Origin of the sequence: Pseudomonas sp. DSV-1 (assembly GCF_035830915.1) — a bacterium.
Lineage (GTDB): Bacteria > Pseudomonadota > Gammaproteobacteria > Pseudomonadales > Pseudomonadaceae > Aquipseudomonas.
Genome location: NZ_JAYMYG010000001.1, coordinates 3,232,602 through 3,259,035, shown reverse-complemented (window position 1 = coordinate 3,259,035; position 26,434 = coordinate 3,232,602). Strand labels below are relative to the sequence as shown.

At 59.1% G+C, this 26,434-nt stretch carries 24 protein-coding genes; 13 read left to right on the top strand and 11 right to left on the bottom strand.

The genetic code is table 11. The annotated features are described in order from the left end of the window. Nucleotide 1: 1 nt before the first annotated feature. Genes tssK through VSQ83_RS15205 form a run of 5 tightly spaced genes read left to right on the top strand, consistent with a single transcriptional unit; the run spans nt 2 to nt 7,484 of the window. Entirely contained in the window at nt 2–1,333 is a 1,332-nt protein-coding gene (tssK, locus tag VSQ83_RS15225; RefSeq protein WP_326427142.1) for a type VI secretion system baseplate subunit TssK, read from the top strand. A 5-nt stretch (nt 1,334–1,338) separates the two neighbouring features. Next, nucleotides 1,339–2,214: a type IVB secretion system protein IcmH/DotU gene (icmH, locus tag VSQ83_RS15220; RefSeq protein WP_326427141.1), complete on the top strand. Its 876-nt coding sequence runs from the start codon at nt 1,339–1,341 to the stop codon at nt 2,212–2,214. Between the two features lie 13 nt (nt 2,215–2,227). Next, a complete protein-coding gene (gene tssM, locus VSQ83_RS15215; protein WP_326427140.1) occupies nt 2,228–5,755 on the top strand; it encodes a type VI secretion system membrane subunit TssM in 3,528 nt (1,175 codons plus the stop codon). Next, nucleotides 5,755–6,483, top strand: a complete 729-nt coding sequence (locus VSQ83_RS15210; protein WP_219261058.1) for a PP2C family protein-serine/threonine phosphatase — start codon at nt 5,755–5,757, stop codon at nt 6,481–6,483. Before tssM ends, VSQ83_RS15210 begins: the two co-directional genes overlap by 1 nt. Next, a complete protein-coding gene (locus VSQ83_RS15205) occupies nt 6,480–7,484 on the top strand; it encodes a serine/threonine-protein kinase (protein WP_326427139.1) in 1,005 nt (334 codons plus the stop codon). Before VSQ83_RS15210 ends, VSQ83_RS15205 begins: the two co-directional genes overlap by 4 nt. A 39-nt stretch (nt 7,485–7,523) precedes the next feature. Here the strand turns inward: VSQ83_RS15205 and VSQ83_RS15200 are convergent, their stop codons facing one another. Then, complete coding sequence (locus VSQ83_RS15200; RefSeq protein WP_133076105.1) at nt 7,524–7,685, bottom strand: DUF2986 domain-containing protein; 162 nt, start codon at nt 7,683–7,685, stop codon at nt 7,524–7,526. Nucleotides 7,686–8,209: 524 nt separating this feature from the next. Between VSQ83_RS15200 and VSQ83_RS15195 the strand changes: the two genes are divergently transcribed. Beyond that, on the top strand, nt 8,210–9,298 hold the full coding sequence (locus VSQ83_RS15195; protein ID WP_219261060.1) for a YkvI family membrane protein: 1,089 nt from the start codon (nt 8,210–8,212) through the stop codon (nt 9,296–9,298). Nucleotides 9,299–9,359: 61 nt separating this feature from the next. Here the strand turns inward: VSQ83_RS15195 and VSQ83_RS15190 are convergent, their stop codons facing one another. Together VSQ83_RS15190 and VSQ83_RS15185 are read right to left on the bottom strand one after the other, a co-directional pair. Continuing rightward, nucleotides 9,360–10,697, bottom strand: a complete 1,338-nt coding sequence (locus VSQ83_RS15190) for an MFS transporter (protein ID WP_133076107.1) — start codon at nt 10,695–10,697, stop codon at nt 9,360–9,362. 126 nt (nt 10,698–10,823) lie between these two features. Beyond that, complete coding sequence (locus VSQ83_RS15185) at nt 10,824–11,720, bottom strand: DMT family transporter (protein ID WP_326427138.1); 897 nt, start codon at nt 11,718–11,720, stop codon at nt 10,824–10,826. A gap of 97 nt (nt 11,721–11,817) precedes the next feature. On the opposite strand from VSQ83_RS15185, the gene VSQ83_RS15180 reads away from it, so the two are divergent. Continuing rightward, entirely contained in the window at nt 11,818–13,149 is a 1,332-nt protein-coding gene (locus tag VSQ83_RS15180; protein ID WP_326427137.1) for an aminotransferase-like domain-containing protein, read from the top strand. Between the two features lie 26 nt (nt 13,150–13,175). Here the strand turns inward: VSQ83_RS15180 and VSQ83_RS15175 are convergent, their stop codons facing one another. Further along, the gene (locus VSQ83_RS15175) at nt 13,176–13,613 is read right to left on the bottom strand and encodes an Lrp/AsnC family transcriptional regulator (protein WP_133076111.1); all 438 of its coding nucleotides are present in this window, start codon (nt 13,611–13,613) and stop codon (nt 13,176–13,178) included. A 132-nt stretch (nt 13,614–13,745) separates the two neighbouring features. Between VSQ83_RS15175 and VSQ83_RS15170 the strand changes: the two genes are divergently transcribed. Beyond that, on the top strand, nt 13,746–14,639 hold the full coding sequence (locus VSQ83_RS15170; RefSeq protein WP_219261063.1) for a DMT family transporter: 894 nt from the start codon (nt 13,746–13,748) through the stop codon (nt 14,637–14,639). Nucleotides 14,640–14,701: 62 nt separating this feature from the next. Here VSQ83_RS15170 and VSQ83_RS15165 read toward each other — a convergent pair whose 3' ends face one another. Continuing rightward, nucleotides 14,702–15,193: a hypothetical protein gene (locus tag VSQ83_RS15165; RefSeq protein ID WP_133076113.1), complete on the bottom strand. Its 492-nt coding sequence runs from the start codon at nt 15,191–15,193 to the stop codon at nt 14,702–14,704. 252 nt (nt 15,194–15,445) lie between these two features. Here VSQ83_RS15165 and VSQ83_RS15160 point away from each other — a divergent pair, with 252 nt between their 5' ends. Genes VSQ83_RS15160 through VSQ83_RS15140 form a run of 5 tightly spaced genes read left to right on the top strand, consistent with a single transcriptional unit; the run spans nt 15,446 to nt 20,171 of the window. Continuing rightward, complete coding sequence (locus VSQ83_RS15160) at nt 15,446–17,026, top strand: ABC transporter substrate-binding protein (protein WP_326427136.1); 1,581 nt, start codon at nt 15,446–15,448, stop codon at nt 17,024–17,026. Beyond that, nucleotides 17,011–17,994: an ABC transporter permease gene (locus VSQ83_RS15155; RefSeq protein ID WP_326397684.1), complete on the top strand. Its 984-nt coding sequence runs from the start codon at nt 17,011–17,013 to the stop codon at nt 17,992–17,994. Before VSQ83_RS15160 ends, VSQ83_RS15155 begins: the two co-directional genes overlap by 16 nt. Next, on the top strand, nt 17,991–18,797 hold the full coding sequence (locus VSQ83_RS15150; protein WP_133076117.1) for an ABC transporter permease: 807 nt from the start codon (nt 17,991–17,993) through the stop codon (nt 18,795–18,797). The genes VSQ83_RS15155 and VSQ83_RS15150 overlap by 4 nt, the downstream gene beginning before the upstream one ends. Then, complete coding sequence (locus tag VSQ83_RS15145) at nt 18,797–19,588, top strand: ATP-binding cassette domain-containing protein (protein ID WP_326427135.1); 792 nt, start codon at nt 18,797–18,799, stop codon at nt 19,586–19,588. The genes VSQ83_RS15150 and VSQ83_RS15145 overlap by 1 nt, the downstream gene beginning before the upstream one ends. Beyond that, entirely contained in the window at nt 19,581–20,171 is a 591-nt protein-coding gene (locus VSQ83_RS15140; RefSeq protein WP_133076119.1) for an ATP-binding cassette domain-containing protein, read from the top strand. Before VSQ83_RS15145 ends, VSQ83_RS15140 begins: the two co-directional genes overlap by 8 nt. A 104-nt stretch (nt 20,172–20,275) precedes the next feature. Here the strand turns inward: VSQ83_RS15140 and VSQ83_RS15135 are convergent, their stop codons facing one another. The 6 genes from VSQ83_RS15135 to VSQ83_RS15110 all read right to left on the bottom strand — a co-directional run bounded on the left by VSQ83_RS15135 (nt 20,276) and on the right by VSQ83_RS15110 (nt 26,431). Next, nucleotides 20,276–20,608 carry a DUF6388 family protein gene (locus VSQ83_RS15135; RefSeq protein WP_326427134.1) on the bottom strand — a complete coding sequence of 111 codons (333 nt, stop codon included), beginning with the start codon at nt 20,606–20,608 and terminating at the stop codon, nt 20,276–20,278. A 43-nt stretch (nt 20,609–20,651) separates the two neighbouring features. Then, nucleotides 20,652–20,912: a helix-turn-helix domain-containing protein gene (locus VSQ83_RS15130; RefSeq protein WP_133076122.1), complete on the bottom strand. Its 261-nt coding sequence runs from the start codon at nt 20,910–20,912 to the stop codon at nt 20,652–20,654. Between the two features lie 158 nt (nt 20,913–21,070). Beyond that, entirely contained in the window at nt 21,071–22,453 is a 1,383-nt protein-coding gene (locus VSQ83_RS15125) for a nucleobase:cation symporter-2 family protein (protein ID WP_133076123.1), read from the bottom strand. A 241-nt stretch (nt 22,454–22,694) separates the two neighbouring features. Beyond that, nucleotides 22,695–24,083 (bottom strand): dihydrolipoyl dehydrogenase, encoded by a 1,389-nt coding sequence (gene lpdA, locus VSQ83_RS15120; protein WP_133076125.1) that lies wholly within the window; start codon nt 24,081–24,083, stop codon nt 22,695–22,697. Nucleotides 24,084–24,085: 2 nt separating this feature from the next. Then, on the bottom strand, nt 24,086–25,375 hold the full coding sequence (locus VSQ83_RS15115) for a dihydrolipoamide acetyltransferase family protein (protein ID WP_219261066.1): 1,290 nt from the start codon (nt 25,373–25,375) through the stop codon (nt 24,086–24,088). Then, nucleotides 25,376–26,431: an alpha-ketoacid dehydrogenase subunit beta gene (locus tag VSQ83_RS15110; RefSeq protein ID WP_019826497.1), complete on the bottom strand. Its 1,056-nt coding sequence runs from the start codon at nt 26,429–26,431 to the stop codon at nt 25,376–25,378. Between the last annotated feature and the right edge of the window lie 3 nt (nt 26,432–26,434).

Below are 26,434 nucleotides of genomic sequence, written 5' to 3'. Positions count from 1 at the left end.
CATGAACTCCCATAAAGTCATTTGGCAGGAAGGCATGTTGCTGCGTCCGCAGCACTTCCAGCACAACGATCGTTACTACGACCACCAGATGAAGACCCGTACCCAATTGCTGGGCAGCTACATCTGGGGCTTCCTCAACCTGGACATCGATTTGCAGTTCCTCAACATGGGCAAATTGGTGATCAGCCAGGCATCGGGGGTTCTACCGGACGGTAGCCTGTTCGAACTGAGTGGCAACACCGAGCCGCTGGCCCTGGACGTGCCGCCGAACACCGGCAATACGCCGATCTACCTGGCGCTGCCTTTGGTCACCGGCAACCACATCGAGTCCCGTCGCCCGGAGCAATCCGATGTGCTTGCGCGTTATACCGCCTACGAAGCGCAGGTTGCCGATTCCAACGCGGGTGCCGACTCCGCCCGCCAGGTCAGCTGCGCTCGACCGGACTTCAAGCTGTTGCTCGGCGAGCAGCAGAGCGATCAGGCGTACGTCAAGCTGAAGATCTGCAACGTACTCGACACCACGCCGGACGGCGTAATCAGCCTTGATCCGGCGTTCGTACCCACCTACATCCAGACGCACGCCTCCAACTACCTGCTGTCGTGCCTCAAGGAAGTGATCAGCATGCTCGGCAATCGGGGAGACGCTATTGCTGAGCGGATCCGCTCCAATGGCAAGGTGGGTGGTGCGGAAGTCGGTGACTTCATGATGCTGCAACTGGTCAATCGGACCGAGTTGTTACTGCGTCACTATCTTGGGCTGGAACAGGTTCACCCCGAAGAGTTGTACCGCACGCTGCTGACCATGCTCGGCGATCTGACAACCTTCTCCAGCGAGAGCAAGCGCCCGCGTTCAGACAGTCGTTATCAGCACAGCGATCAGGGAGCAAGCTTTCGTAAATTGATGGAAGAGATCCGTCAGGTGCTGTCGATGGTGCTGGAGCAGCACGCCATTGAGCTGGAGCTGCAAGCCCGTCAATACGGGATCATTGTCTCGCCGCTGCACGACCACAAGTTGCTGGGTTCGGCCTCGTTCATTCTGGCAGCGAGTGCCAACTGCGACTCCGAAGAACTGCGCCATCGTTTGCCGACGCATCTTAAGGTCGGCCCGGTGGAGCGTATCCGCCAACTGGTCAATTTGCATCTGCCAGGCATCAACGTCAAACCCTTGGCCGTGGCCCCGCGGCAGATCGCGTTTCACTCCAACAAAACCTATTTCATTCTCGAACTCAACTCCGAAGACCTGGAACAACTCGAACGCTCCGGTGGTTTCGCGTTCCATGTGTCCGGCGAATTCGCCGAGCTTGAACTGAAATTCTGGGCCATCAGGAACTGACCGACATGATCAAGGATATGGAATACAGCCAGGACGATAAAACCGTCCTGCTCGACCGTCAGGGACACGACCCGGCGTCGAGCCCGTTGACGGACTTCGCGGCGCCGCCACGTTTCGAGCAATTGGAAGAGCGCATGATCTACGCCGCGCGCTTGCGCCCGGCCGAGGCGTTCAACGTCAGTCTCAACTCGCTGGTGGCCGCAGCGTCCGACCTGCTTTCGGAAGTGGTGCGGATCAAGCACAACAGCATTGGCGAAGACATGAGTGTGCTCAACGAGCGACTTGCCAAGGTGCTGGAATTGTTTGAAGTCAGCGCTTTGCACAATGGCGCAGAAAGCAGCCAGGTGGTGGCAGCCCATTACGTGCTCTGCACCGTGGCTGACGAAGCTGTCGTCACTACGTCGTGGGGTAACGAAAGCCAGTGGTCGCAAATGAGCCTGCTCAGCAACTTCCATAAAGAAACTTTCGGTGGCGAGAAGTTTTTTCAGTTGCTGGATCATCTGTCGAAAAACCCGGTCAAGAACCTGCCGATGCTGGAGTTGATGTACCTGTGCCTGTCCCTGGGTTTTGAAGGCAAGTACCGCGTGCAAGCCCGCGGCATGCTCGAACTCGAAGGCATCCGTGATGCCTTGTATCGCCAGATCCGTCAGTTGCGCGGCGACGTGCCACGTGAGCTCTCACCGCATTGGGAAGGCCTGAGCCATCAGCGCCGCAGCCTGATACGTATCGTGCCAGCCTGGATGGTGGTGCTGTTTACCGTTGTTTGCCTGGTGGTGATGTATTCGGGCTTCGCCTGGGTACTGGGCGAGCAACGCGATACCGTTCTTAAACCATATCAGCCGCTGGATCCGGCCGCGGCCCAGCCGCAGTCGCAGCCGTAAACAGGGACGTGTGATGAAAAAGCTTTTCAAAAAAGTCGGTGCATTCTTGCGCAAGACCTGGGTCTGGACGCTGCTGCTGGTACTGTTTGTCGCGCTGCTGGTGTGGTTTGCCGGGCCGCTGCTGGCGGTTGATGACTACAAGTTCTGGCAAGGCTCGACTTCCCGCTTGCTGACCATCAGCGTGCTGTGTCTGATTTGGGGCCTGACCATGGTCTTTGTCAGCTGGCGCGACGGTGTTCGAAAAAAAACCTTGGACGACACGACGTTTGGCCAGGATCGTATCCGCAGTGAAGAGCAGATCGACGAAGAACAGAAAGAGTTAAGGGCACGTTTCAAAGACGCTCTGAAAACCCTGAAGACGTCGAGCCTGTACCGCGGTCGCAGTGAGCGCTGGCGCAGTGATTTACCCTGGTACTTGCTGATTGGTCCGCAGGCCAGTGGCAAAACCAGCTTGCTGGACTTCTCGGGGCTTGAGTTTCCGATCAACAAAATTGATCGAAAACTGACCCGCGACACCCACGGTACCCGCCACTGTGACTGGTATTTTGCCGATCACGGCGTGCTGATCGACACTGCTGGCCGTTACTTGACCCAACCAGATGACGACGTCGATGGCAGTGCCTGGAACACGTTGCTCGACCTGCTGCGCAGGCGTCGCCGCAATCGCCCGCTGAACGGTGTACTGGTGACCCTCCCGGTGGAAGCCCTGTTGAACGACACTGAGCAGGAGCTTGAAGCCTTGGCCCGCCAAGTGCGTGCGCGTCTTCAGGATGTGCATCAGACATTGCACGTCGATGTTCCGGTTTACCTTGTGTTGAGCAAGGCGGACCGCCTGCCAGGTTTCGATGAGTTCTTCGACCAATTGACGCGTGAAGAGAGCGATCAGGTGCTCGGCTCCAGTTTCCGCAAGGAACAGAGCGGCGCTGATGTAGCCGTGCTACGCACCGAGTTCGAAGGGCTGCTGCATCGCCTCAACAGCCAGGTGATCATGCGCATGCACCAAGAGCGTGATACCCAGCGCCGTGGCCGTATCCTCGACTTTCCGCATCAACTGGGAAAAGTCGGAGAGCGTCTATGCCTGTTTGTCGATATGGCATTCACCGGCAACCGCTACCAGCGTGCCAGCCAGTTGCGCGGCTTTTACCTGACCAGCGCTCCACATCTGACAAAGAAAATGGACGAAACTACCGCCAGCATCGGCGCCAACCTGAGCATGAAAACCGGCGTGTTGCCGACCCTGCACAGTGGCCGTTCACGTTTCATTCACCATGTGCTCAGCCGGGTGATTTTCCCCGAGGCCGATCTTGCGGGCCTGGACAAACACGAACGCAGTCGCATCCACTGGGGCCAGCGTGCGCTGTACGCAGGCGCATTGGCTGCATTGGCGCTATTTGGCCTGCTCTGGGCAAGCGGTTTCTCCGCCAACTACGAGCGCCTGGAAAACCTGCGCACCCTGGCACAAGTCTGGAGCCAGCAGCGCTCGGCCCTCAGCCCCCGTGATGATTCCATGGCGGTGCTCAAGACCCTCGACACCTTCTACGCGGCGTCTCAGGTGTTTCCGAAAAGAGGCGATGTGAGTTACCACGAACGAGGCGGCCTGTATCAGGGTGAACACGTCAACCCGGTGGTCCAGACCGCCTATGAGCGTGAGCTGGAAGGGCAGTTGTTGCCACGGGTCGCGACCCTGCTGGAAGGGCAGATTCGCGCCAACATGAAAGACCGCACGCGCCTGCTCAACAGCCTGCGTGCGTACCTGATGCTGAACATGGAGGATCGTCGCGACGCGCCGTGGCTCAAGGACTGGGTCGCTAGCCAATGGTCTCAACGTTACACCGGCAATACCGCTGTACAAAACGGATTGAACAGCCACTTCGAGCGCTTGCTGAAACAGCCATTTATCTATCCGCTAAATGATCAGCTAGTGGCTCAGGCGCGTCAGGTTTTACGCAGCGAGTCCCTGGCCAACGTCGTCTATCGGATGCTGCGCGAGCAGGCCCGTGATCTGCCGGATTACCGTTTCAGCCAACACCTAGGCCCACAGGGGGCGCTGTTTGTGGGCACTGATTACGTGATTCCGGGGTTCTACACCCAACAAGGCTATGAGCAGTATTTTTCGGTTCAGGGCTCGATGCTGGTCACTGAGATCCTGAGTGACAACTGGGTACTGGGTGAAAGCTCGGGTATCAGTGGTATGGATTTGCGTCGCCTGTTGGTCGAACTCGAGCAACTGTATTTTCGCGACTACGCCAACTACTGGGGTGAAGCGGTGGGCCGGATCGCGCTGGCGGCCATTAACGATTTTAGTGACGGCGCCGAGCAGTTGGCGGGTCTGACATCTGCCAATTCACCGATCCTGCAACTGCTGGTGCAAGTGCGTGAAAACACCCGATTCCCAGTGATCGCCGATACTGTAGATGACGCCGCCGATGCGGCAGGGAAACCGGTAGAAAAGGGCAGTAAGCTCGGAAAACTGGCGGTCGCTACGGCGGGCAAGGCGTCAGACGCCTTGGTGAAAAAGCTGCCGGATACCGCGAGGAAATCCTTGCAAAGTCGCTTTGAGTCGCTGCACCGCTTACTCGACGACAACAATGGCCCAACCGCTGACCTGATCCCGGCCATGACCGCCCTCAATGAGCTGCAAATGCAGATGGCCAGTCTGGCCCGTTCCAGCTCGCCGGAGCAGGCCGCGTTCGAAGCGGCCAAGATCCGCATGGGTGGCCAGCGTGATGCGCTGAGCAACCTGCGCACTGCGTCTGGACGTCTGCCGCGGCCTGTAGGCGTGTGGTTCAACGTATTGGCTGAAGACACCTGGCGCCTGGTACTCAGCGACTCCTATCGATATTTGAATCAGCGCTATCAGAGTGAGTTGTACAGTTTTTACGCCAAGGCGATCAGCAAGCGCTACCCGTTTAGCGCCCACAGCGCCAGTGACGTGGCAATCAGCGACTTTCGCGAGTTTTTCAAGGCTCAAGGGATTGCCGACCAGTTCTTCGACAGCTACCTGCGTGCGTTTGTCAGCGGAGATCCGGGTCACTATCGCATGCGCAGCGTCGATGGTCAGAGTCTGCCGATTTCCAAGGTCTACCTTGATCAGATGGCCGCCGCGCGCGTGATCCGGCAGAGCTTCTTCGCCGACAATCCGGCCGAGCCTCAGGTGCAGTTCAAACTGGAGCCGTACACCCTCGACCCGGCTGTCAGCCGTTCGGCGCTCAGGTTTGGCGACACGACCATTGAATACCGTCATGGCCCGATAGTACCGGTGTCGTTCAAATGGCCAACCGACGCTGAAGACGGACGTGCCAGTCTGGTGCTCGACAAAATGGTCGGCCGCCCGCTGGGGATCGAGAAGAACACCGGCCCTTGGTCGTTGTTCCGTCTGTTTGATTTGATGCAGACCGAATACCTGACCGGCCGTGACGTGCTGGTGCTCAAGGCTGACGTAGGAGGCCTGCGCGCCAATTACTTGTTAACAAGTCAACGCGCGCCAAACCCTTTCGACACGGGCGTGTTGCGCACCTTCCGCCTGCCGGTGCAGCTCTGATGCGGGTGGCCAGTCCCTGGCGCAGCGCTGCGCGCACCGATGCAGGCAAGGTTCGGGCGCGCAACGAAGATGCTTTCCTGGACGCTGCGCAGCAAGGGTTGTGGGTGGTTGCGGACGGCATGGGGGGGCATCAGAAAGGCAATATCGCCAGCCAGTTGATCGTCGACAGCCTGGCGCAATTGCCGGTGCTGGATGATTTCGATGAACGACTCAAAGGTATTCGCCAGTGCCTGCACTGGCTCAATCGCCGATTGAGTCAGGAGTTGACGGTCACTGATGGGTGTCACGACAGCATCATGGGCAGCACCGTGGTGGCGCTGTTGGTAGAAGGCAGTCGCGCGGCCTGCATCTGGGCCGGTGATAGCCGCTGCTACCTGTGGCGTGGCCAGCGTTTGTATCAGCTGTCTAAAGACCATTCGCTGCAACAGCAACTGATCGACGAGCAACAAATGAGCGTCGAGCAGGCCAAGGACCATCCGGCAGCTCATGCTCTGACCCGCGCTGTAGGCGCTGCCGAGCAACTGACCCTGGATGTTCTGGAACTGGAGGTGTATCCCGGCGATGCGTTTTTGCTCTGCAGCGATGGGTTGTATCAAGGACTCGGCAGCGATGCACTCGGCAATGCCTTGAGCCTGACCGCCCCGCAAGTTGCTCTGGAACGATTGTTTGACGGCGCATTGCGGGGCTCGGCTCGGGACAACCTGACAGCCGTAGTGATCCGCCAATGACTGAGCACATGCAACCGATCAACGACCTGCTGGAGAGCGAAGAGCAGGGCAGCAGCCTGACCTGCTTTGCGTTCGCGAAATCGTACAACGCTGACGCTGCGCTGGCGCCAACCAAGACCAGTACCGGTGAACTTCCCGAGGTGCTGGCTGGCCGTTACCGCATCGAGCGTCTGCTCGGTGCCGGCGGTATGGGTGCTGTTTACCGTGCACGGGACTTGCTGAGAGAACAGTTCGGCGATCCCGACCCTTACGTCGCGCTGAAAGTGCTCAGCGAAGAATTTGCCGAGTCGCCGGACGCCAGCGCGCTGCTCTACAACGAGTTCGCCCTGACCCGGTGCCTGCGCCACGACAACGTACTGCGTTTGTACACCTTTGAAGTGGACACGGACTGCCAACTAGCATTTGTCACCATGGAGTTCATGCGTGGCCTGACCCTGGATAACTTGCTCTGTGATCGCCCCCTGGGCCTGCCGTGGAAGGAGTTGCACGACATCGTGCTGCCGTTGCTCGATGCATTGGCCTACTCCCATGCCCGCGGCGTGCTGCATGGTGATATGAAGCCGAGCAACGTGATGCTCAGCGAAGAAGGTGTGCGGCTGTTTGACTTCGGACTCGGCCAGGCGCAGAAGGGCATCCTGCAAGGTCTGCCGCACTTGAGCCGCGAGCGCTTCAATGGCTGGACGCCGGGCTATGCGGCCCCGGAACTGCTTGATGGCCAAGCGCTGTCGGCCAGTGCCGATGTGTACGGCGTGGCCTGCGTGATCTACGAGCTGGCGCAGGGCAAGCACCCTTTTCGCCGAGTGCCCTCGAATCACGCCCGCAATCAGCATCTGGAGCGCGAGCTGCAAGCGCCTGAGAACATGCCGAAACACTGCTGGTCAGCCCTGCGAACGGCGCTGGCTTTCGATGTGGCAGATCGAACGATCACTGCCAAGCAATTGCGTGATGCTTTCTCTGTCAATTCATCCTGGCTGCAGCGCTTGATTCATTGGCGCAACTGATCCCTATGGGCGCTTGGCTGAATCAGCGTTTGAAATCCGTCAGCTCTCGGATGAGGTGATCGGGTCCTGGCTGGTCTCGGCAGCCAGCTTCAGCCGGTCAGCTTTGCTGATGTACTTGACCTTGTTTTTCGGTGCCAGCTTGGCACTGGCTTTCTTGGCGTGAGCCTTCAATAGCTGCGTTATTTTCTTGCGACGGTTCATGTCTTCTACTCGGCGTGTAAGTGCTGTTCCACACGGGCGTTGATGGACGCTATGGAGCGGTGTTCTGTAACGACAATTGTCAGTTATTTTTGCAAGGAACGCTCAGTAAATGACGCGTATTTTTGCACCTGGCCTGATTCGAGGGATGGCAGGCTTCAGGCCTTGCGCTGCGAGAGTGCGCGCTTGGGTTTTTTTGTCGAAATTGGCTAAGTGTTTGATTTGTAAAAACATACTTGTTTCATAATGTTTCGAGTGTTTTTGCGGTTATTTTCGCCATGTTCTGTGTTTATGTGCTGTAAATAAATGGTTTTTACGGATTTTGCTCCGTATTTTGTGATTTATATGGTGAAAATAACTGCTCAACACTTCCTATACTGCGCTCGGCGTCTGCGTACCTGCACCGTTCGAAAAAGCACGATGTTTTTTTGAGCTGCCATGGAGATAGTCGCTCTGCGGAAAGGATAGGGCATTAATGGCCTCACTTTTCCCGTGCATCTAATAAGTCTAAGAATGAGAAAAGTGTAATGAATAAACAGTCGGTCCAGATTGCTCTTGCATACATGTCTGTCGTCATTGGCGGTGGCTTCGCTTCCGGGCAGGAGGTGCTACAGTTTTTCACCGGCTATGGGTTGATAGGCATCGTAGGCACTCTGGTGAGCGGTTTGATGTTCGCATTCCTCGGTATGCAGATCGCTCGATTGAGTTCGAAGATGCAAGCGAACTCCCACAAGGAAGTTCTTTACATCCTGTTCGGAGCACGTCTGGGGTGGGTTGTTGATGTCGTGCTGTCCTTCTTCCTGTACGGCGTCGGAGTGGTGATGCTGGCGGGTAGCGGTTCGATTTTTGCCCAGCAATACGACCTGTCTCCATTGTTTGGCGGTGCACTGATGGCTGTACTGGTGATCGCTACCCTGTGCATGAACGTCAAACGAATCATTGATTTGATCAGCGCGGTGATGCCTTTCCTGCTGGCGATGGTGTTGATCATCACCACCTACTCGATTTTCAGCTACAACGCCCCGATCGAGACCCTCGATGCAGTGGCCCGCGAAAACAACGAGACGGTCACTGGTAACTGGTTTGTCGGCGCATTGTTGTACGCATCGTTCAATATCGCCGTTGGCTTCCCGATGCTGGCTGTGATTGGCGGCATGACCAAGCAGCCCAAGGCTGCTGCACTCGGCGGCGTACTCGGCGGCCTGGGGCTGGGCGCGCTGATCCTGCTGTTGAATATCGGCCTGTTTGCCAACATCAACCAGTTGCAGGGCATTGAAATGCCATCCCTGGCACTGGCGGGGCGCATCTCGCCAATCCTCTCGGTGGTGATGTCGGTGGCGCTGGTATGTATGGTCTACAGCACGGCGGTGGGGATGTTCTTTGCGTTCAGCGCACGTTTCTCCAAGCCTGAAACGAGTCGCTTCAAAATGATCAGTGCAGTGACGGTGTGTGTGGGGCTGGGCCTGAGCCTGGGCGGCTTCAGCAAGCTGGTAGGCACTGTCTACCCGCTGCTGGGCTACGTCGGTTTCGCCCTGATCCTCGCCATTTGTTTCAACTGGGTGCGTGGTCGTTCCATTGCCAAGGCGCAAAAAGCCGCCCTGGACGCCGTGTCCTGATCTTGCTGGCGCCGAGCCCAGGCTCGGCGCCATCCCTTCTCAGTCCTGTTCTTCCAATCCTTCAGACCGTTGCCGCCGCCGCGCTCCCTTTTTCCGGCGTGGCAACATCATGCAGTGAAATCCGCGAGGTCTCGGGTAATGCCAGGCCGCCAGCCAGAGCCAGCAGTGCCACTGCCATCAGGTAAAACGCAGGCGACAGATTGCTGCCCGTGGAGCTGATCAGCCATGTAGCTACCAGCGGAGCCGTGCCACCGAAGAGGGTATAGGCCATGTTGTAGGTGATTGCCGACGCGGTGTAGCGAGTGCGTGTCGGGAAGGTTTCCGAGAGCAACGCGGCGGTGACCACGCCACACAACACCGCACCTATGGCCAGGAGCATCACGCCGATGATGGACGCTGTGAACCCTCCGGAGCTGGCCATCATGAACGACGGGTACACCGCGACGATCAGCAGCACGCATGCCGTCACCACTGTAGCCCGACGCCCGACCCGGTCCGAATAGAGCCCGGCCAGCGGGCATATTGCAGCGGCGAAGATCAGCGCTATCAGCGACACCAGCAAGGCGGTGGCGCGACTCAACCCTCCTGCCACTTGCAGGTAGGTCGCGAAGTAGGTGGTGAACATGTAAAAAGACAGCGCCGTCAGCGACACAAAGGCCCCCAGGCAGCAGATGGCCGAGCCATGGTTGCGCAAGGTTTCCTTGAGAGGGGAGTGGGCAATCTCATGTTCCTCGGTCACCGCCTGGAACGCCGGTGTTTCGTCCAGCCTCCAGCGCATGTAAAGCCCCACCAGGCCCAGGGGGGCGGCAATCAGGAACGGCAGGCGCCAGCCCCAGCTGCCCATGGCCTCGGCCGATAATGAAGCCTCAAGTGCGTAGGCCACCACGGCCGCGGCGGCAAAAGCGGAAAATGTCGACACGGGAAGAAAGCTGCCGTACCAGGCCCTTTTATCGTTGGGCGCGTGCTCCATCAGGTAGGCACAGGCTCCCGCATATTCGCCCCCGGCAGAAAACCCTTGGGCGCAACGGATCAGGGTCAGAAGAATCGGCGCTGCAACCCCGATAGCGGCATAAGTGGGCAGCACTCCGATCAAGGTCGTAGCACCGGCCATCAGCAGAATGGTCATGGCGAGTGTGCGCTTGCGCCCGATTCTGTCACCCAGCATGCCGAAGAAAATCCCTCCCAGTGGCCTGAATGCGAAGGCCACGGCAAACACCGCAAACGTCTTGAGCAGCGCGGCACTGGTATCGCCACTGGGGAAAAACTGCTGGGCGATGGTGGTGGCCAGAAAGCCATACACGGCGAAGTCGAACCATTCGACGAAATTACCGATGGTGGCGGCGGCGATTACTTTTCTCAGCGTTTTCGGGCTGACCTGCTCTGTGGATACGCTCGTCATGCTGAACCTCGACCTGTCATCAGTAAGTCGTGATTATCGAGGCAGCGGTTGATGTGATTCGCTCCAAAAGTGTCATCGGCATAGTCAGCACCGACTGATCCGCGGATTAACGCCGTGTGCTACAGGCTACCGGGCAAACTTTTTGGCACCTGCCACGCACAGAATCACCGCCGCGGTGACGCCAAACATGCCCATGCTGACGCTTTCGTGCAGCAACGTGGCCGCCAGTGCCAACCCGAAAAAAGGCTGCAGGAGCTGTAGTTGCCCAACCGCTGCGATCCCGCCCTGGGCCAGTCCGCGGTACCAGAATATGAAGCCGATCAGCATGCTGAATACCGAGATGTAAGCCAGGCCAAACCAGGCCGGGGGGCTGATGCCGGCGAATGAAGACGGGGCGCACAGCCATGCCAGTGGAGCCATGATGGGCAGCGATAGCACCAGCGCCCATGAAATCACCTGCCAGCCGCCCAGCGTGCGGGACAGTTTTGCGCCTTCGGCATAACCCAGGCCACAGATCAGGACGGCCAGGAGCATCAGGATGTCGCCTTCAGGAGCCGCTGTCAGGCCCTGGGACAGGGCATAAGCCACCACGAACGCACTGCCCAGGATGGAAAAAACCCAGAACGCAGGCCTTGGACTCTCCCCGCCACGGACGACGGCGAAGGCTGCCGTGGAGAGAGGCAGCAGGCCGAGAAAAACAATGGTGTGGGCCGACGTCACATGCTGCAAAGCCAGTGCGGTCAACAAGGGGAATCCGACGACAACACCGGTTGCCACGAGTAACAGCGGGACCAGATGGCTTCGTTGCGGCCGCCGTGCCTTGAGCAACCCCAGCATGGCCAACGCAATCACACCGGCAATGCTGGCGCGGGCCAGGGTCAGAAACACCGGATCAAACGCCTGCACAGCCACCTTGGTCGCGGGCAGTGAAGCACCGAAAATGACCACGCCAATAAACCCGTTGATCCAGCCGCTCAGGTTTTTTTCAGCACTGGGGTTTTGCAGCTTGGAGGTACGTTCCATCGAGTCTCACGCTCACGGCTAATCGCGGGATTGCATGCAGCACATCCTAGGGCTGATGATTAATGACAATCAAAATATTGTCATGGATACAAGTTCGATGTCTCGATCCCGGTACAAGTCGCTGGTCGACGCGTTTGCAGTTGATATTCGCTCAGGGCGTTTGCCTCCAGGCACGCGGCTGCCTACGCACCGCCAGTTGGCGGCCAGCGAAGGCCTGGCGCTGGTTACGGCCAGCCGGGTATATGCCGAGCTTGAGGCCATGGGGCTGGTCAGTGGTGAAACCGGGCGTGGCACGTTCGTCAGGGAAACCTCGTTGCCACCCGGCCACGGCATTGACCAGCCCGATGTGACTGCCGGGATGCTGGACCTCAACTACAACTACCCCTCATTGCCGGGCCAGGCCGATATGCTGCGCACCGCGTTGCGTCAGCTTGCGCTATCCGGTGATCTTGAGTCGCTGCTGCGCTACCAGCCCCATGGCGGGCGTCTGCATGAGCGGGCGTCGGTGGCGCGGCATCTGGCCATGAGCGGGCTGAACGTACCTGCCGAACAGGTGCTGATCGTCAATGGCGCGCAACACGGATTGACCGTCGTCCTGATGGCCTTGCTACAACCTGGGGATGTCATCGCAGTCGACGGGTTGACTTACCCGGGCTTCAAGGCTCTGGCCCTTGCCCTGCATCTTGAAATACTGCCCATACCGACAACAGAAAACGGGCCCGATCTGGATGCCCTTGCAAAGCTCTGCCGCAGCCGCTCGGTGCGTGCGATCTACAGCATGCCCACCTTGCATAACCCGTTGGGCTGGGTGATGGGCCTTGAGCAGCGCGAGCAGTTGGTAGCGATCGCCCGCAAGCATGATCTGCATATCATTGAGGACGCTGCCTACGCTTTTTTAGTCGAAAACCCACCTACGCCCCTGGCCGAGCTGGCACCTGAAAGGACGGTCTACGTTTCCGGGTTTTCCAAAAGTGTGGCGGCGGGCCTGCGGGTTGGATTTATCGTTGCGCCCGCAAAAAAAGTCGGTGTACTGGAGCGAATCATCAGGGTGACCGCCTGGAACGCCCCCGGCGTGATGACCGCAATCACCAGCGCCTGGCTTGACGATGGCACCGTAAGCCGCCTGGAGGCGCAAAAGCGCAAGGACGCACAAGCAAGGCAACTTATCGCTGATGAACTACTGGCCGGGCTGCATACAGTTCGTCATCCATCTTCCTACTTTGTCTGGCTACCCTTGTCGGAGGACGCCAGGGCGGATCAGGTGGTTGCGGCGTTGCTGCGTGAGCAGGTATCGGTCTCAACCGCCCAGCCGTTTGCCACCTCAGCTCATGTGCCCCATGCGATCCGGCTGGCGCTGGGCTCGGTGGACATGAATTCACTGCGAGAGGGCCTGGCCAAAGTGAAATGGGTGGTTCAAGCCCATGCTTAGGGCGGGCAGGGCCTCAACCGGGAAGTTCACGCCATGGGCGGCAAGCGGCGTTTGACCGGGCTTTTCTTGATAATTGACGTATTGGTTTCGGCATAGGCATTCAGGCCATCGAGCAGGCTGTCCAACTGCTCGATTGAGCGCACATGTAAACGAGCGATAAAACAGTCATCCCCCGTGACCTTGTCGCATTCAGTGAACTGAGGGGTGTTCTGGATCTGGCGCTCCACCTCCTGCAACTGGCCGGGTAGCGGTCGAATGCGGATGATGGCCTGGAGCTGATAGCCGAAGGCCTTGGGATCAACGTTCACGGTATAACCGGTGATGACTTTGCGCTCCTCCAGCTTGTGTATTCGCTGCGCAACACTGGGTGACGACAGGCCGCTGATGCTGGCAAGGGTTTTAAGGGAGCAGCGGGAGTCTTCCATCAAGGCGCTGATCAATAGCTGATCTATCTCGTCGTTCATTTTTTGCTCCTTAGGCAAAACCAGCAGAATGCCTCAACACTAAAGGCAAATAGGTTGATTTGCCTTTTCTGGATTATGGAGCTGCGTGCGGCGAGATTGCCATACTGGTTTCCTACTTTGAAGGAGGCAAACATGGACAAAACAACGCAGCGTGGTTCGCTGGAGATGGTCGCTGCCATGCTGATTTCCGGCACCATCGGCTGGCTGGTCCTGCTCTCCGGGCAGGCGGTACTGGACGTCGTGTTCTGGCGCTGTGTATTCGGTGCGGCAACGTTGCTGGTGATTTGTGCGCTGATGGGTTTCCTGCGTCCCGGTATATTGAATCGTCATAGTTTTCTACTGATTGTGTTGAGCGGGGTAGCCATCGTCGCCAATTGGGTGCTGTTGTTTGCCTCCTACTCACGGGCCTCCATCGCCATTGGCACTGCTGTCTACAACGTCCAGCCGTTCATTTTGCTTGGCCTGGCGGCGTTGTTTCTCGGCGAAAAAATCACCCTGCAAAAACTGGCCTGGCTTGGGGTGTCTTTCGCAGGAATGCTGGCCATCGTCAGTGCCCATCACGGGCAAGGGGAGAGCGGAACGCAATATTTGCTGGGGATTGCCCTGGCGTTGAGTGCGGCGCTGATGTATGCCGTGGCCGTATTGATCATCAAGCGTCTGCGAGGCGTGCCCCCGCACCTGATCGCATTGATCCAGGTCAGCACCGGAGTTCTGCTGCTGGCACCGATGACCAACTTCACGGAACTACCCACGGGCACACAGGCCTGGAGCACATTGCTGACGCTGGGCGTCGTCCACACCGGTCTTATGTACGTACTTCTCTACGGCGCAATCCAGAAATTGCCCACGGCATTGATCGGAGCCCTGAGCTTTATCTACCCCATCGCCGCGATATTTGTGGACTGGTTTGCCTTTGGCCATCGCCTGGAACTTCTGCAATGGATCGGGGTTGGCGCGATTCTGGTCGCTGCTGCCGGGATTCAATTGGGGTGGCGAGTGGGAGGGCGCAGGTTGGTGAATGGATGATTAGCGGCGGTCTACGAGTGCTTGGCCACTACCCCTGTGGCCAAGTACTCGTCAAATCTGGCTTAAATCCCCGACCGACTCATCGGGCTGATCATCCGCACTCCCAAGCTGAGCGCTTGCGTCACCAGTGCTCTGAGGTCAGCGGTGTTTTCGTCCTTGATGCACTGCGCCAGTTTCTCGCCAAGGGTCGGGGCGCAGTCGGTGCCTTCAGGGTAGGCGCGCAAGATCAATAGCCCGCTGTTGGTCAGTACGACTTCGTAAAACGCCACTCCGGACATGCCGTCGAAGTGGATGTAGCCGATATCGGCCAGCCATTTGACGGTGGCCAGGAACAGGTTTTCTTCCTTTTCCAGGGCTTCGCGGTCGCGGTCGCCCAGGGTTTTGTAATCGATAAAACTCTCTGCAGTGAGGGTGATCGGCAAGGGGAAGTTGCGGTAAAGATGGCCCAGGATCAAACCGGTATAGCAGTCGAACAGTTCAATGTTGTTGGACGGCAGGGCGTTGATCGAGTGGACGTTTTTATCTTTGAGGTGACCGGCTAATCCTTTGAACATGCGAACCTCTGTCAGTTGAGTCTGTTTACCGTGACTGAATAATCTTCCCCATTGGTATAGCACAGTCATACGGCTGGAACCTGACCTGGGACAATTGTTACAAAGTGATGCCAGAAGGCCGGAAAAACCCTAAAAAATCAGATGGATAACTGGCTATTTAGAGTCAGACTGCTATTACTGTTGGGCGCGATGACGTGCGCATAGCCGCTTTTCAGGCTGTCTGGGCGAGCCTATTTCTGATCGGGAGGATTGATGTCAAAGACTGCATGGATGCGTAACACCTTGGTGGCGGCTGCTTTGCTGAGTGTAATGGCAGCGCCGGCTTATTCGTCGCAGGCCCGCACCTTGCAACTGGCCATTGGCGATGAGCCGACCGAGGGTTTTGACCCTATGTTGGGATGGAGCCACGGCAGTTACTTGCTGTTGCACAGCCCGTTGCTCAAGCAGAACGAAGACTTGTCCTGGAGCAGTTTTCTGCTAAGCGATTATCAGGCCAGTGACGATGGCAAGACCTGGACCCTGAAGCTCAAGCCCGACCTCAAGTTCTCTGACGGCTCTCCCCTGACAGCCAAGGATGTGGCCTACACCTACAACAATGCGGCGGCCAGTGGCGGCAAGGTCGACATGGGTAACTTCCTCAAGGCCGAGGCGGTTGATCCACTCACCGTGCGTATCGAGCTGAAGGCGCCGCAAAGCACCTTCGTCAATGTGCTCGGCTCGTTGGGTATTGTTTCGGCGGACAAATACGATGCCAAAACCTACGCGCAAAAGCCGATTGGCGCAGGGCCCTATCGACTGGTCAGTTATCAGCCGGGCCAGCAGTTGATTGTTGAGGCCAACCCGTTCTACGCGGGGCAAAAGAACGATTTCAATAAACTGGTGTTTGTTTTCCTTGATGAAGACAGCGCTTTTGCTGCCGCCCAAAGCAAGCAGTTGGGCATTGTGCGCATTGCCCCTTCGCTGGCAGTGACTCTGGCACCCGGCATGAAACTGTGGGTGCGCCCCAGCGTTGAAAACCGTGGCATTGTGATGCCGACCATCGCCTCGGGTAAAAAAGATGCCCACGGTTATCCCATTGGCAATGATGTGACGGCAGATGTCGCCATCCGCAAAGCCATCAACTATGCAATCGATCGTCAACTGCTCGCCGATCAGATTCTCGAAGGGCATGCTGTGCCGGCGTATTCCGGCGTCCAGGGCTTGCCGTGGGCTAACCCGGATGCGGCCTTCAAGGACGGCGATATCGCCAAGGCCAAGCAGATTCTGGATCAGGCCGGTTGGGTAGAAACCGCCAGCGGTGTCCGTGAGAAAAATGGCCAGCCGGCCAAAATCACCCTGTGGTACGCCAGTGGCGATGCCACCCGTCGTGACCTGGCCCAGGCCGTGCGTTCAATGCTCAAACCCGTGGGTATCGACGTGGACCTGAAGTCCGGCAGTTGGGAGACCGTCGAGCGCAATATGCACGCCAATCCGACGCTCTTTGGCTGGGGCAGTCTTGACCCGATGGAGCTTTACCACCACTACAGCAGCCAGGCGGCGGGCGTCGAGTACTACAACCCCGGCTATTACAAAAATCCGGCAGTCGATCAGCATCTCCAGCAAGCACTGGATGCGCCGACCTGGCAGCAGGCGGTGCCGTTCTGGCAGCAAGTGGAGTGGGACGGCAAGACCGGCGTTGGCGTCAAAGGCGATGCGGCCTGGGCCTGGCTACTGAACGTGCAACACACCTATCTGGCCGATGAGTGTGTGGATTTGGGCAAAGGCGCGCCGGAAATCCACGGGTCCTGGTCGCTGCTCAACAGCATCGATGGCTGGAAATGGACCTGCAAGTGATACGCGGGCTCTCGCTCTTCGTTGTGCGTTTGATGGGCTTGCTGCTGGTGACAGCAGCGGGCACCTTTGCGTTGCTCAGCTTTTCTCCGGTGGACCCGATACGCGCCTATATAGGCAACGACTTGCTGCACGTGCCGCCCGAGCAATACCCGTTGATTGCCGCGCGCTGGGGGCTCGACCTGCCGTTGTGGGAGCGCTTCTTGCGCTGGTTCGGCCAAATGCTGCAAGGGGATTTTGGCTACTCGATGCTCTATAACGCGCCGGTCTCGCAGGTGATCGGCGAGCGCTTCGCCACCTCATTCGCACTGCTGTTCTCGGCCTGGCTGTTTTCCGGCATCGTCGGCATGGTCCTGGGCCTGACGGCAGGGCGCTACTTGAACCGTTGGCCTGACCGGCTGATTTCGACCCTGTCCTATGTGCTCGCCTCCCTGCCGACCTTCTGGATTGGCCTGTTGCTCCTGTCGCTGTTTGCCGTAACCCTCAACTGGGCGCCGATCTGCTGCGCCTGGACCCCTGGCAGTAATGCCGAAACCGCCACCTGGGGCGACAAGCTCAGGCACTTGATTCTGCCCATGCTGGCGCTTGGCATGCTGGGCGTAGGCAATATCGCCCTGCATACCCGCTCGCGGGTGGCCGAGGTGATGAACAGCGAGTTCATACGGTACGCCCGTGCCCAGGGCGATAAGGGCTGGCCTTTGATCAACTTCCATATCGTGCGCCATGCCCTGACCCCTGCCGTGTGTCTGCAATTTGCATCCGTGGGGGAGTTGATAGGGGGCTCGTTGCTGGCTGAAAAAGTATTCGCTTATCCAGGCCTGGGGCAGGCCACGATTGATGCAGGGTTGCGCGGTGATATTCCGTTGTTGATGGGGATTGTGATGTTTTGCGCGGTGCTGGTCTTTACCGGCAACAGCATTGCCAACGCGCTGTTATTGCGCCTCAACCGTGGGGCGGCGCGCCAGTCATGACGTACGATCCGAATCGCGCCTTGCTCAGGCTCTGCCTCTCGCTATTGATATTGCTGGTGTTGATCGCCTATGGCATTTCGATCATCAATGTTGATGTCTCCATGGACCTGCTGGCGCGGCGTCTGCCACCGTCGGCCGAGTACTGGTTTGGTACCGACAGCCTGGGACGCGATCTCTGGCTACGGTGCTTTCAGGGGATGACCACCAGCCTGCAGATCGGCCTGACCGCGGCCTTCAGCAGTGGTTTTCTGGCCATGCTGGCCGCCAGTTTGTGTGCGCTGAACAAAACCCTGGATTACCTGATTCGCGGCCTTATCGACAGCATGCTGGCGTTGCCGCATTTATTGTTGCTGGTGCTGATTTGTTTCACCCTGGGCGGTGGCAAACAGGGGGTGATCCTGGCGGTGGCCCTGACCCACTGGCCGCGGCTGGCATTGATCCTGCGTGGCGAGATCCTGCGTATCCGTGAGACGGATTTCGTGATGCTCTCGCACCGCCTGGGCAACAGCAACTTCTACCGCTGGCGCCATCACTTGCTGCCCTTGCTGTTGCCGCAGTGGATCATCGGGACCTTGTTGATGTTCCCCCACGCAGTTTTGCATTCGGCGGCGTTGAGCTTTCTGGGCTTTGGCCTGGCACCCCATGACCCGTCCCTGGGCCTGTTGCTGGCCGATGCGCTGAGGTATTTGAGCAGTGGTGCCTGGTGGCTGGCGTTTTTTCCGGGTTTGATCCTGGTGAGTCTGGTGTTGGTGTTTGACCAATTTGCACGAGCATTGCAGCAGCTCTGGATAAGGATTACCTGATGCTCAAATTCGACCAGTTTTCGATCGATGTTGCTCATTACCACTGGCTGGGCCACAAAACCTGGCATCCATTGCTAAGCAATATCTCCCTTGAGGTTCATCCCGGCGAGCTGGTGGCGCTGGTGGGTTCCAGCGGTGAGGGTAAAAGCCTGCTGTTGCAAAGCACCCTGGGCTTGCTGCCCGAAAACATGCGCTGTCGCGGTGACATAGTGCTCGACGGGCAGGTACTGGATGATGCCGGCAAGGTCGATCAGCGCGGTAAAACGGTGTGTTATGTGCCCCAGGGCGTCAGCGCCTTGAATCCGCTGATCAAGGTCGGGCCGCAATTGATGCGTGCCGCACGCTTGAGCGGAGCCAGGCTGGGAATGGGGGATGTGGCTGAGCAACTCAGGCACTACAACTTGCAGCCGGAGTTGGTGGATGAGTTTCCGCGTACTCTGTCGGGCGGGATGGCCAAGCGCGTGCTGGCCAGTTGCGCGGCCCTGACCCTTACGCGTTATATCCTCGCTGACGAGATCACCTCGTGGCTGGATGACGAGCACGCCTGTCAGTTGCTGACTCAGCTCAAGGGTTTTTGCCTGCAGGGGCGCGGCATATTGTGGGTTACCCATGATCTGGCGCTGGCGGCACGTTTTGCCGACAGGATCGCCGTATTGCACCAGGGCGAACTGCACGAAACCCTGAGTGCGACAGAGCTACGGGAGAACGGTGGCAGTCCTTGGTTGCAGTCGCTGTGGGCGGCGTTGCCCGAGCAGCAGTTCCTGGCGCGCAGGGTGCCTGAATATGCTTGAAGTCCAGCAATTGAGTATCGTGCAGGACGGTCGCCGGCTTTGGGATTCGGTGTCGTTTCACGTCCGGCCGGGAGAGCGTCAGGGCATCTCGGCGCCCAGCGGCTATGGGAAAACCACCTTGGGCCGGGTGCTGGCGCAATGGCAGTCGGCAACCTCGGGCCGGGTCACTGTGGATGGCAAGCCCCTGTCGCAAAAGGGTTATTGCCCGGTCCAGTTAGTGCCGCAACATCCCGAGCAGACCTTCAATCCTTATCGCACCACGGGCGAAAGCCTGCGCGATGCCTGGTCGCCGGACGCTGCCTGGCTGGCGCGCCTGGCCGTAAATCCCGGCTGGCTGACGCGGCGTCCGGATGAGTTGTCGGGCGGCGAACTGGCGCGTATCGCCTTGCTCAGGGCCCTTGATCCGCGCACCCGCTACCTGATTGCTGACGAAGTCACTGCCCAGCTGGACCCGCATATTCAGGCCCAGGTCTGGCAAGTCTTGCTGGAAGAGGCCAGGCATCGTGAGTTGGGGCTGATTGTGTTCAGCCACAACAAGGCGCTGCTGGAGAAGGTATGTTCGAGTATTTGGGTGGCGCAGTGAATGTTGCGTAAATCCTGTAGCCGCACCGCACCCCCCCTGTGGGAGCGGGCTTGCTCGCGATGCAAGTGCTGCGGTGTTTCAGGTGACGTGTGGAACCTATGAAATCAGCGCCTTTCAAGGCCATGTAGTTCGCAATATTCTGCCCAGTCCATGCCCGCCATTTGCGCCACTTCGCGGTGAACCTCAAGACGCTGGGCCTCGAATTCTTCGGCATTTGCACTGGTCAATTGCAGGGTCAGTTCCCAGGCAAAAAAGCCCAGGCGCTCGGCCTCGGCCTCAAAGGCTTCGTTCAAGCGTTCCTGGCGATACTCCTTCATCGACTGGCCGACAGCGCGGGCAGCCAACGGGTTTAACGTTTCAAGTTCTGCGGCCAGCTCCGGGTGTTCGGCGAGAAAGCGATCAAGGGCTTTTTGATGGTTTGTTCCGGGTTCGGTCACACAAGACTCCTGATTGAATAAGGTCATGTTGCTGAGTTCAAGATCAGTTTTTGGTGAGCTGTCCATTGCCAGCAGGCACAGTGGCAGAGGGGGGGCGATACAGGGTGTGGCGACCGTTCAGGATGTAGAGCACATCAATACCGAGCAGGGTGATCAACGCCAGATAATCGGCTCGGGGCAGGCTCAGGTCCCGCTCATACAGGCTTTGCGTGTTGCGACCGATTCCTCCGGCCAGCGCCAGTTGCTGCTGTGTCAGATCAAGGCGCAGGCGCTCTTCTCTGAGGCGTTTTCCGTAGGTACTCATGTGCGTAACCTGAATAGGAACATGGTCGTCATGCAAAGATTAATTCAAGCTGTGTAAGAGGGAAAGGTCAGCCGTCAACAGCCCCTGCAGGTTGGCTGATTTCAGACAAAAAAAAGGCAGGACGGCGCAAGGCGGTCCTGCCTTTTTCAGAGTGCTGACTACGCCGGGTTTTTCTCGACTGGCGGCAGGAACCAGTTCAACAGCAGCGCGCAGATGCCGCCTGTGGCCACGCCGGATTCCAGCACGTTGCGCAGGGCAGCGGGCATGTGGGCGAGGAACTCGGGCACCTGGGACACACCCAGACCCAAGGCCAGGGAGACGGCAATGATCAGCAGGGCGCGACGGTCCAGGTGGATGCTGGCCAGAATGTTGATCCCCGAGGCCGCTACGGCACCGAACATCACCATGGCGGCACCGCCCAATACCGGCTCGGGCACGGCCTGAATGGCGCCTGCCACGCTTGGGAACAGCCCCAGCAGGATCAGCATGCCGGCGATCCATACGCCGATATGGCGGCTGGCGATACCGGTGAGCTGAATCACGCCATTGTTCTGGGCGAAAATCGAGCTGGGGAAGGTGTTGAAAATGCCCGCCAGAAACGAGTTGGCACCGTTGACCAGTACGCCGCCCTTGATCCGTTGCATCCAGATCGGGCCTTCGACCGGCTGGCGCGACACTTTGCTGGTGGCGGTCACGTCACCAATGGCTTCCAGGGAGGTCACGAGGTAAATCACCAGCATCGGAATAAACAGGGACCAAGAGAAACCCAGACCGAAGTGCAACGGCATTGGCACCTGGAACAGTTCTGCCTCGTGCATGCCGGTGAAATCCAGGCGGCCCAGATAACCCGCCAGTGCATAGCCCACGGCCAGCGCGATGACGATGGCGCAACTGCGCATCCATACCAGCGGGATGCGGTTGAGGATAACGATGATTGCCAGCACCACGCCCGACAGCATCAGGTTTTCGCCGTTGGCGAACGTACCGTTGGCCATCGCGGTAAAGCCGCCGCCCATGCTGATCAGGCCGACTTTAATCAGGGTCAGGCCAATCATCAGCACCACGATGCCGGTGACCAGCGGGGTGATCATGCGTTTTACAAAGGGCAGAACGCGGGAGATACCCATTTCTACAAACGAGCCGGCAATCACCACGCCAAAGATCGCCGCCATCACACCTTCAACTGGGGTGCCTTGCTTGACCATGAGTGCGCCGCCCGCAATCAGCGGGCCGACAAAGTTGAAGCTGGTGCCTTGCACGATCAGCAACCCGGCGCCGAAAGGGCCGAAGCGTTTGCACTGAACGAACGTTGCGATGCCGGAGATGACCAGCGACATGGAGACAATCAGGTTGGTATCGCGGCTGGACACACCCAGCGCCTGGCAGATCAGCAGGCCGGGGGTGACGATAGGCACGATGATCGCCAGCAGATGTTGCAGAGCGGCCAGAAAGCCGATCCATGGCTTGGGCCGGTCTTCAAGACCGAAGACCAGCTCGCTGGTCTGGGACTCGGCTTCAGGCGGGGTGTTGAGAGAGGTCATGGCGAGCGCCCTGGAAAAAAGAGCGCGATTCTACTGGTCTTGGGCCATTACGCCCAGCGCTGGATTGCTGGAGCAATGCTGGATGCCTGTAGTCGCTGACGAGGCACGAGGCTGCGATCGGTCGCGAAGCGATCGTAAATCCTGAGCCCCGTGCCGACAGACATACCGCACAACCTGAATTTACGACGACTCCGTCGCCGATCGCAGCCTCATGCCTCGACAGCAACTACAAATGCACCCCTTACAGATGCAACGCATGCCCCAATGCGCGCAGGGCGGCTTCTTGCACGGCTTCACCCAGTGTCGGGTGGGCGTGAATGGTGCCTGCAATGTCTTCCAGGCAGGCGCCCATTTCCATTGACTGGCCAAAGGCAGTCGACAACTCCGAAACCCCCGCACCCACAGCTTGCCAGCCGACGATCAGGTGGTTGTCACGGCGCGCCACGACCCGCACAAACCCGGTCTTGGATTCCAGGGTCATGGCCCGGCCATTGGCTGAGAACGGAAAGGTGGCGCTGATAAAGTCCAGTCCCGCCGCCTCGGCTTCTGCCGGGGTTTTACCCACCACGACGATTTCCGGATCGGTAAAGCACACGGCAGCGATGGCCGTGGGGCTGAACTCGCGCTGTTTACCGGCAATGATCTCGGCAACCATTTCGCCCTGTGCCATTGCCCGATGAGCCAGCATCGGTTCGCCGGTCAGGTCGCCAATCGCCCACACGTTGCGCATGCTGGTGTGGCAACGGTTGTCGACGCGAATGGCCGGGCCGTTCATGGCCAGTGCCAGGGTTTCAAGGTTGAAGCCCTGAGTGCGCGGACGACGACCGACAGCCACCAGCACCTGATCGGTTTCCAGGGTCTGGCTCTCGCCCATGGCGTTGCGCATGGAAAGGGTTTTGGTGCTGGCCTGGAAACCCTCGACACTGTGGGACAGGTACAGGGTTATGCCCAGAGCCTTGAGGGATTCGGCCACCGGCAGCGTGAGATCCTTGTCGTACGTCGGCAAGATTCGGTCACGAGCCTCGACCACAGTGACTTCGGCGCCGAGCTTGCGGTAGGCGATACCCAGTTCCAGACCGATATATCCGGCCCCGACCACGGTCAGGCGCTTGGGAATGGCGGTGGGCTGCAAGGCTTCGGTGGACGAAATAATCGCTCCGCCAATGGGCAGGATCGGCAGGTCGACGGTCTGCGAGCCGGTAGCCAGCAGCAGGTGTTCGCATTCGATGCGCTGTCCGTCGACTTCAACGGCCTTGCCGTCGAGGATCCTGGCCCAGCCGTGTATCACCTTGACGCCATGCTTTTTAAGCAGTGCGCCCACGCCGGAGGTGAGGCGATCAACGATGCCGTTTTTCCATTGCACGCTCTGGCCGATGTCCAGGGTCGGTGCCTGGGTCTTGATCCCCAGCGGCGAGTTGTTGGTGCTGTAGCGCTGGGTGGTATGGAACTGCTCGGCAACGTGAATCAACGCCTTGGACGGAATGCAGCCGACGTTAAGGCAGGTGCCGCCCAGGGACTGGCCTTCGATCAGGACCGTCGGGATCCCCAGCTGACCGGCACGGATCGCCGCGACATAGCCGCCAGGGCCGCCACCGATAATCAGCAGCGTGGTGTGTTGTGTTGGCTGCATGTTCACTCCAGAAACAGGGTGGCAGGTTGTTCGAGCAAGCCACGCATGGCCTGGATAAATTGCGCCGCGTCCATGCCATCGACCACGCGGTGATCGAAGGAGCTGGAGAGGTTCATCATTTTGCGCACCACGATCTGGCCTTTGACCACGACAGGGCGCTCGACGATGCGGTTAACGCCAATAATCGCCACCTCGGGCAGGTTGACCACCGGGGTGCTGACAATGCCGCCCAGCGCGCCAAGACTGGTCAGCGTGATGGTGGAGCCGGAGAGTTCTTCACGGGTGGCTTTGCCGGTGCGCACGGCGTTGGCCAGGCGTGCGATTTCATCGGCGGCGCCCCACAGGTTCAAGGTTTCGGCGTGGCGAACCACGGGCACCATCAGGCCTGCATCGCTTTGCGCTGCTACGCCGATGTGCGCCGCGCCAAAGCGGGTGATGATCTGGGCTTCGTCGTCGTAACGCACGTTGATCTGCGGGAAGTCACGCAAGGCGACAACCATTGCCCGTACCAAAAATGGCAGCAAGGTCAGTTTGCCGCGGCTGTCGCCCCATTTTTGATTGAGCTGGGCGCGCAGTTCTTCGAGCGCGGTGACGTCCACTTCCTCGACATAGCTGAAGTGTGCAGCGCGGCGCTTGGCGTCCTGCATGCGCTGGGCGATCTTGCGGCGCAGGCCGATGACCGGAATCTGCTGCTCGTCATTGCGTTTGGCGTAACCACTGGCCGGTGCGGCGGCGGGGCTGGAGTCCTGTGCCAGATAGGCATCCAGGTCGTCATGCAGCACACGGCCAGCAGGGCCGCTGCCCACGACAAAGCGCAACTCGATCCCGGCATCCCAGGCGCGCTTGCGCACGGCCGGGGAGGCCAGCGGGCGTTCATTGGCTTCACGGGCAACAGGCGCGACCCGCAGCACCGCTGCGGTTTTAATCGCGGGCGCCGAAACCACGGCAACTTCGACCCGGGCTTGTGGCGCAGTTTTAGGGGCGGCGGCAGGTGCTGGTGCTGGTGCTGGTGCCGCAGCAGGCTGGGCGCTTTCACGCAGGTTGCCCGCGCCTTCGACTTCGATGCGGATCAATTCACTGCCCACGGCCATGACTTCGCCGGGCTGGCCACCCAGGGCCAGCACTCTGCCGGCCACGGGGGAGGGAATGTCCACGGTGGCCTTGTCGGTCATGACATCGGCCACTACCTGGTCTTCGCTGACCATGTCGCCGACTTTGACAAACCATTCCACCAGTTCAACTTGAGCAATGCCTTCGCCAATGTCCGGCATCTTGATAACGTGCGTACCCATTCAGACCTCCATAACCCGTTGTAAAGCAGCACCCACTCGCGCCGGGCCGGGGAAGTAGGCCCACTCCTGAGCATGGGGATACGGCGTATCCCAGCCGGTGACGCGTTCGATTGGTGCTTCCAGGTAGTGGAAGCAGTGCTCCTGGACCAGTGCGATCAGCTCGGCGCCAAAACCGCAGGTGCGGGTGGCTTCGTGCACGACAACGCAACGGCGGGTCTTCTTGACGGAGGTGACAATGGCGTCCAGGTCCAGGGGCCAAAGGCTGCGCAGGTCGATGACTTCAGCGTCGATGCCGGTTTCTTCAGCAGCCACTTGCGCCACATAGACGGTGGTGCCGTAGGTCAGGATGGTGACTTCGGTGCCGGGGCGCACGATGGCGGCGCAGTCCAGCGGTACGGTGTAATAGCCGTCGGGTACGGCGCTGGCCGGGTGTTTCGACCACGGGGTGACAGGACGGTCGTGATGGCCGTCGAACGGGCCGTTGTACAGGCGTTTTGGCTCCAGAAAGATGACCGGGTCATCGTTCTCGATGGCGGCAATCAGCAGCCCTTTGGCGTCGTAGGGGTTGGATGGCATCACGGTGCGCAGGCCGCAGACCTGGGTGAACATGGCCTCCGGGCTCTGGCTGTGGGTCTGGCCGCCGTAGATCCCGCCGCCGCAGGGCATGCGAATGGTCATCGGGGCGATAAATTCACCGGCGGAGCGATAACGCAGACGCGCCGCTTCGGAAACGATCTGGTCGGAAGCCGGGTAGAAGTAGTCGGCAAACTGGATTTCGGCCACAGGGCGCAGGCCATAAGCCCCCATGCCCACGGCAGCGCCCACGATCCCGCTTTCGGAGATGGGGGCGTCGAACACCCGCGAGCTGCCGTACTTGGCCTGCAGGCCTTCGGTGCAGCGAAATACGCCGCCGAAGTAGCCCACGTCCTGGCCGAAGACCACCACGTTATCGTCGCGCTCAAGCATGACATCCATGGCCGAGCGCAGGGCCTGGATCATCGTCATGGTGCTGGTACTCACGGCGTTCTCCATCTGAATTTTATTGTTGTCGTTCATCTG

Bases quoted from the DNA above. Each gene is read 5' to 3' on its own strand.
- VSQ83_RS15205 (WP_326427139.1), top strand. From the start codon at position 6,480: ATGACTGAGCACATGCAACCGATCAACGACCTGCTGGAGAGCGAAGAG.
- VSQ83_RS15175 (WP_133076111.1), bottom strand. From the start codon at position 13,613: ATGAACGACGAGATAGATCAGCTATTGATCAGCGCCTTGATGGAAGAC.
- VSQ83_RS15165 (WP_133076113.1), bottom strand. From the start codon at position 15,193: ATGTTCAAAGGATTAGCCGGTCACCTCAAAGATAAAAACGTCCACTCG.
- VSQ83_RS15155 (WP_326397684.1), top strand. From the start codon at position 17,011: ATGGACCTGCAAGTGATACGCGGGCTCTCGCTCTTCGTTGTGCGTTTG.
- VSQ83_RS15110 (WP_019826497.1), bottom strand. From the start codon at position 26,431: ATGAACGACAACAATAAAATTCAGATGGAGAACGCCGTGAGTACCAGC.
- VSQ83_RS15140 (WP_133076119.1), top strand. From the start codon at position 19,581: ATGCTTGAAGTCCAGCAATTGAGTATCGTGCAGGACGGTCGCCGGCTT.
- tssM (WP_326427140.1), top strand. From the start codon at position 2,228: ATGAAAAAGCTTTTCAAAAAAGTCGGTGCATTCTTGCGCAAGACCTGG.
- VSQ83_RS15160 (WP_326427136.1), top strand. From the start codon at position 15,446: ATGTCAAAGACTGCATGGATGCGTAACACCTTGGTGGCGGCTGCTTTG.
- tssK (WP_326427142.1), top strand. From the start codon at position 2: ATGAACTCCCATAAAGTCATTTGGCAGGAAGGCATGTTGCTGCGTCCG.
- VSQ83_RS15190 (WP_133076107.1), bottom strand. From the start codon at position 10,697: ATGACGAGCGTATCCACAGAGCAGGTCAGCCCGAAAACGCTGAGAAAA.
- VSQ83_RS15145 (WP_326427135.1), top strand. From the start codon at position 18,797: ATGCTCAAATTCGACCAGTTTTCGATCGATGTTGCTCATTACCACTGG.
- VSQ83_RS15210 (WP_219261058.1), top strand. From the start codon at position 5,755: ATGCGGGTGGCCAGTCCCTGGCGCAGCGCTGCGCGCACCGATGCAGGC.
- VSQ83_RS15125 (WP_133076123.1), bottom strand. From the start codon at position 22,453: ATGACCTCTCTCAACACCCCGCCTGAAGCCGAGTCCCAGACCAGCGAG.
- VSQ83_RS15200 (WP_133076105.1), bottom strand. From the start codon at position 7,685: ATGAACCGTCGCAAGAAAATAACGCAGCTATTGAAGGCTCACGCCAAG.
- VSQ83_RS15180 (WP_326427137.1), top strand. From the start codon at position 11,818: ATGTCTCGATCCCGGTACAAGTCGCTGGTCGACGCGTTTGCAGTTGAT.
- VSQ83_RS15185 (WP_326427138.1), bottom strand. From the start codon at position 11,720: ATGGAACGTACCTCCAAGCTGCAAAACCCCAGTGCTGAAAAAAACCTG.
- icmH (WP_326427141.1), top strand. From the start codon at position 1,339: ATGATCAAGGATATGGAATACAGCCAGGACGATAAAACCGTCCTGCTC.
- VSQ83_RS15170 (WP_219261063.1), top strand. From the start codon at position 13,746: ATGGACAAAACAACGCAGCGTGGTTCGCTGGAGATGGTCGCTGCCATG.
- VSQ83_RS15130 (WP_133076122.1), bottom strand. From the start codon at position 20,912: ATGAGTACCTACGGAAAACGCCTCAGAGAAGAGCGCCTGCGCCTTGAT.
- VSQ83_RS15150 (WP_133076117.1), top strand. From the start codon at position 17,991: ATGACGTACGATCCGAATCGCGCCTTGCTCAGGCTCTGCCTCTCGCTA.
- VSQ83_RS15115 (WP_219261066.1), bottom strand. From the start codon at position 25,375: ATGGGTACGCACGTTATCAAGATGCCGGACATTGGCGAAGGCATTGCT.
- VSQ83_RS15195 (WP_219261060.1), top strand. From the start codon at position 8,210: ATGAATAAACAGTCGGTCCAGATTGCTCTTGCATACATGTCTGTCGTC.
- lpdA (WP_133076125.1), bottom strand. From the start codon at position 24,083: ATGCAGCCAACACAACACACCACGCTGCTGATTATCGGTGGCGGCCCT.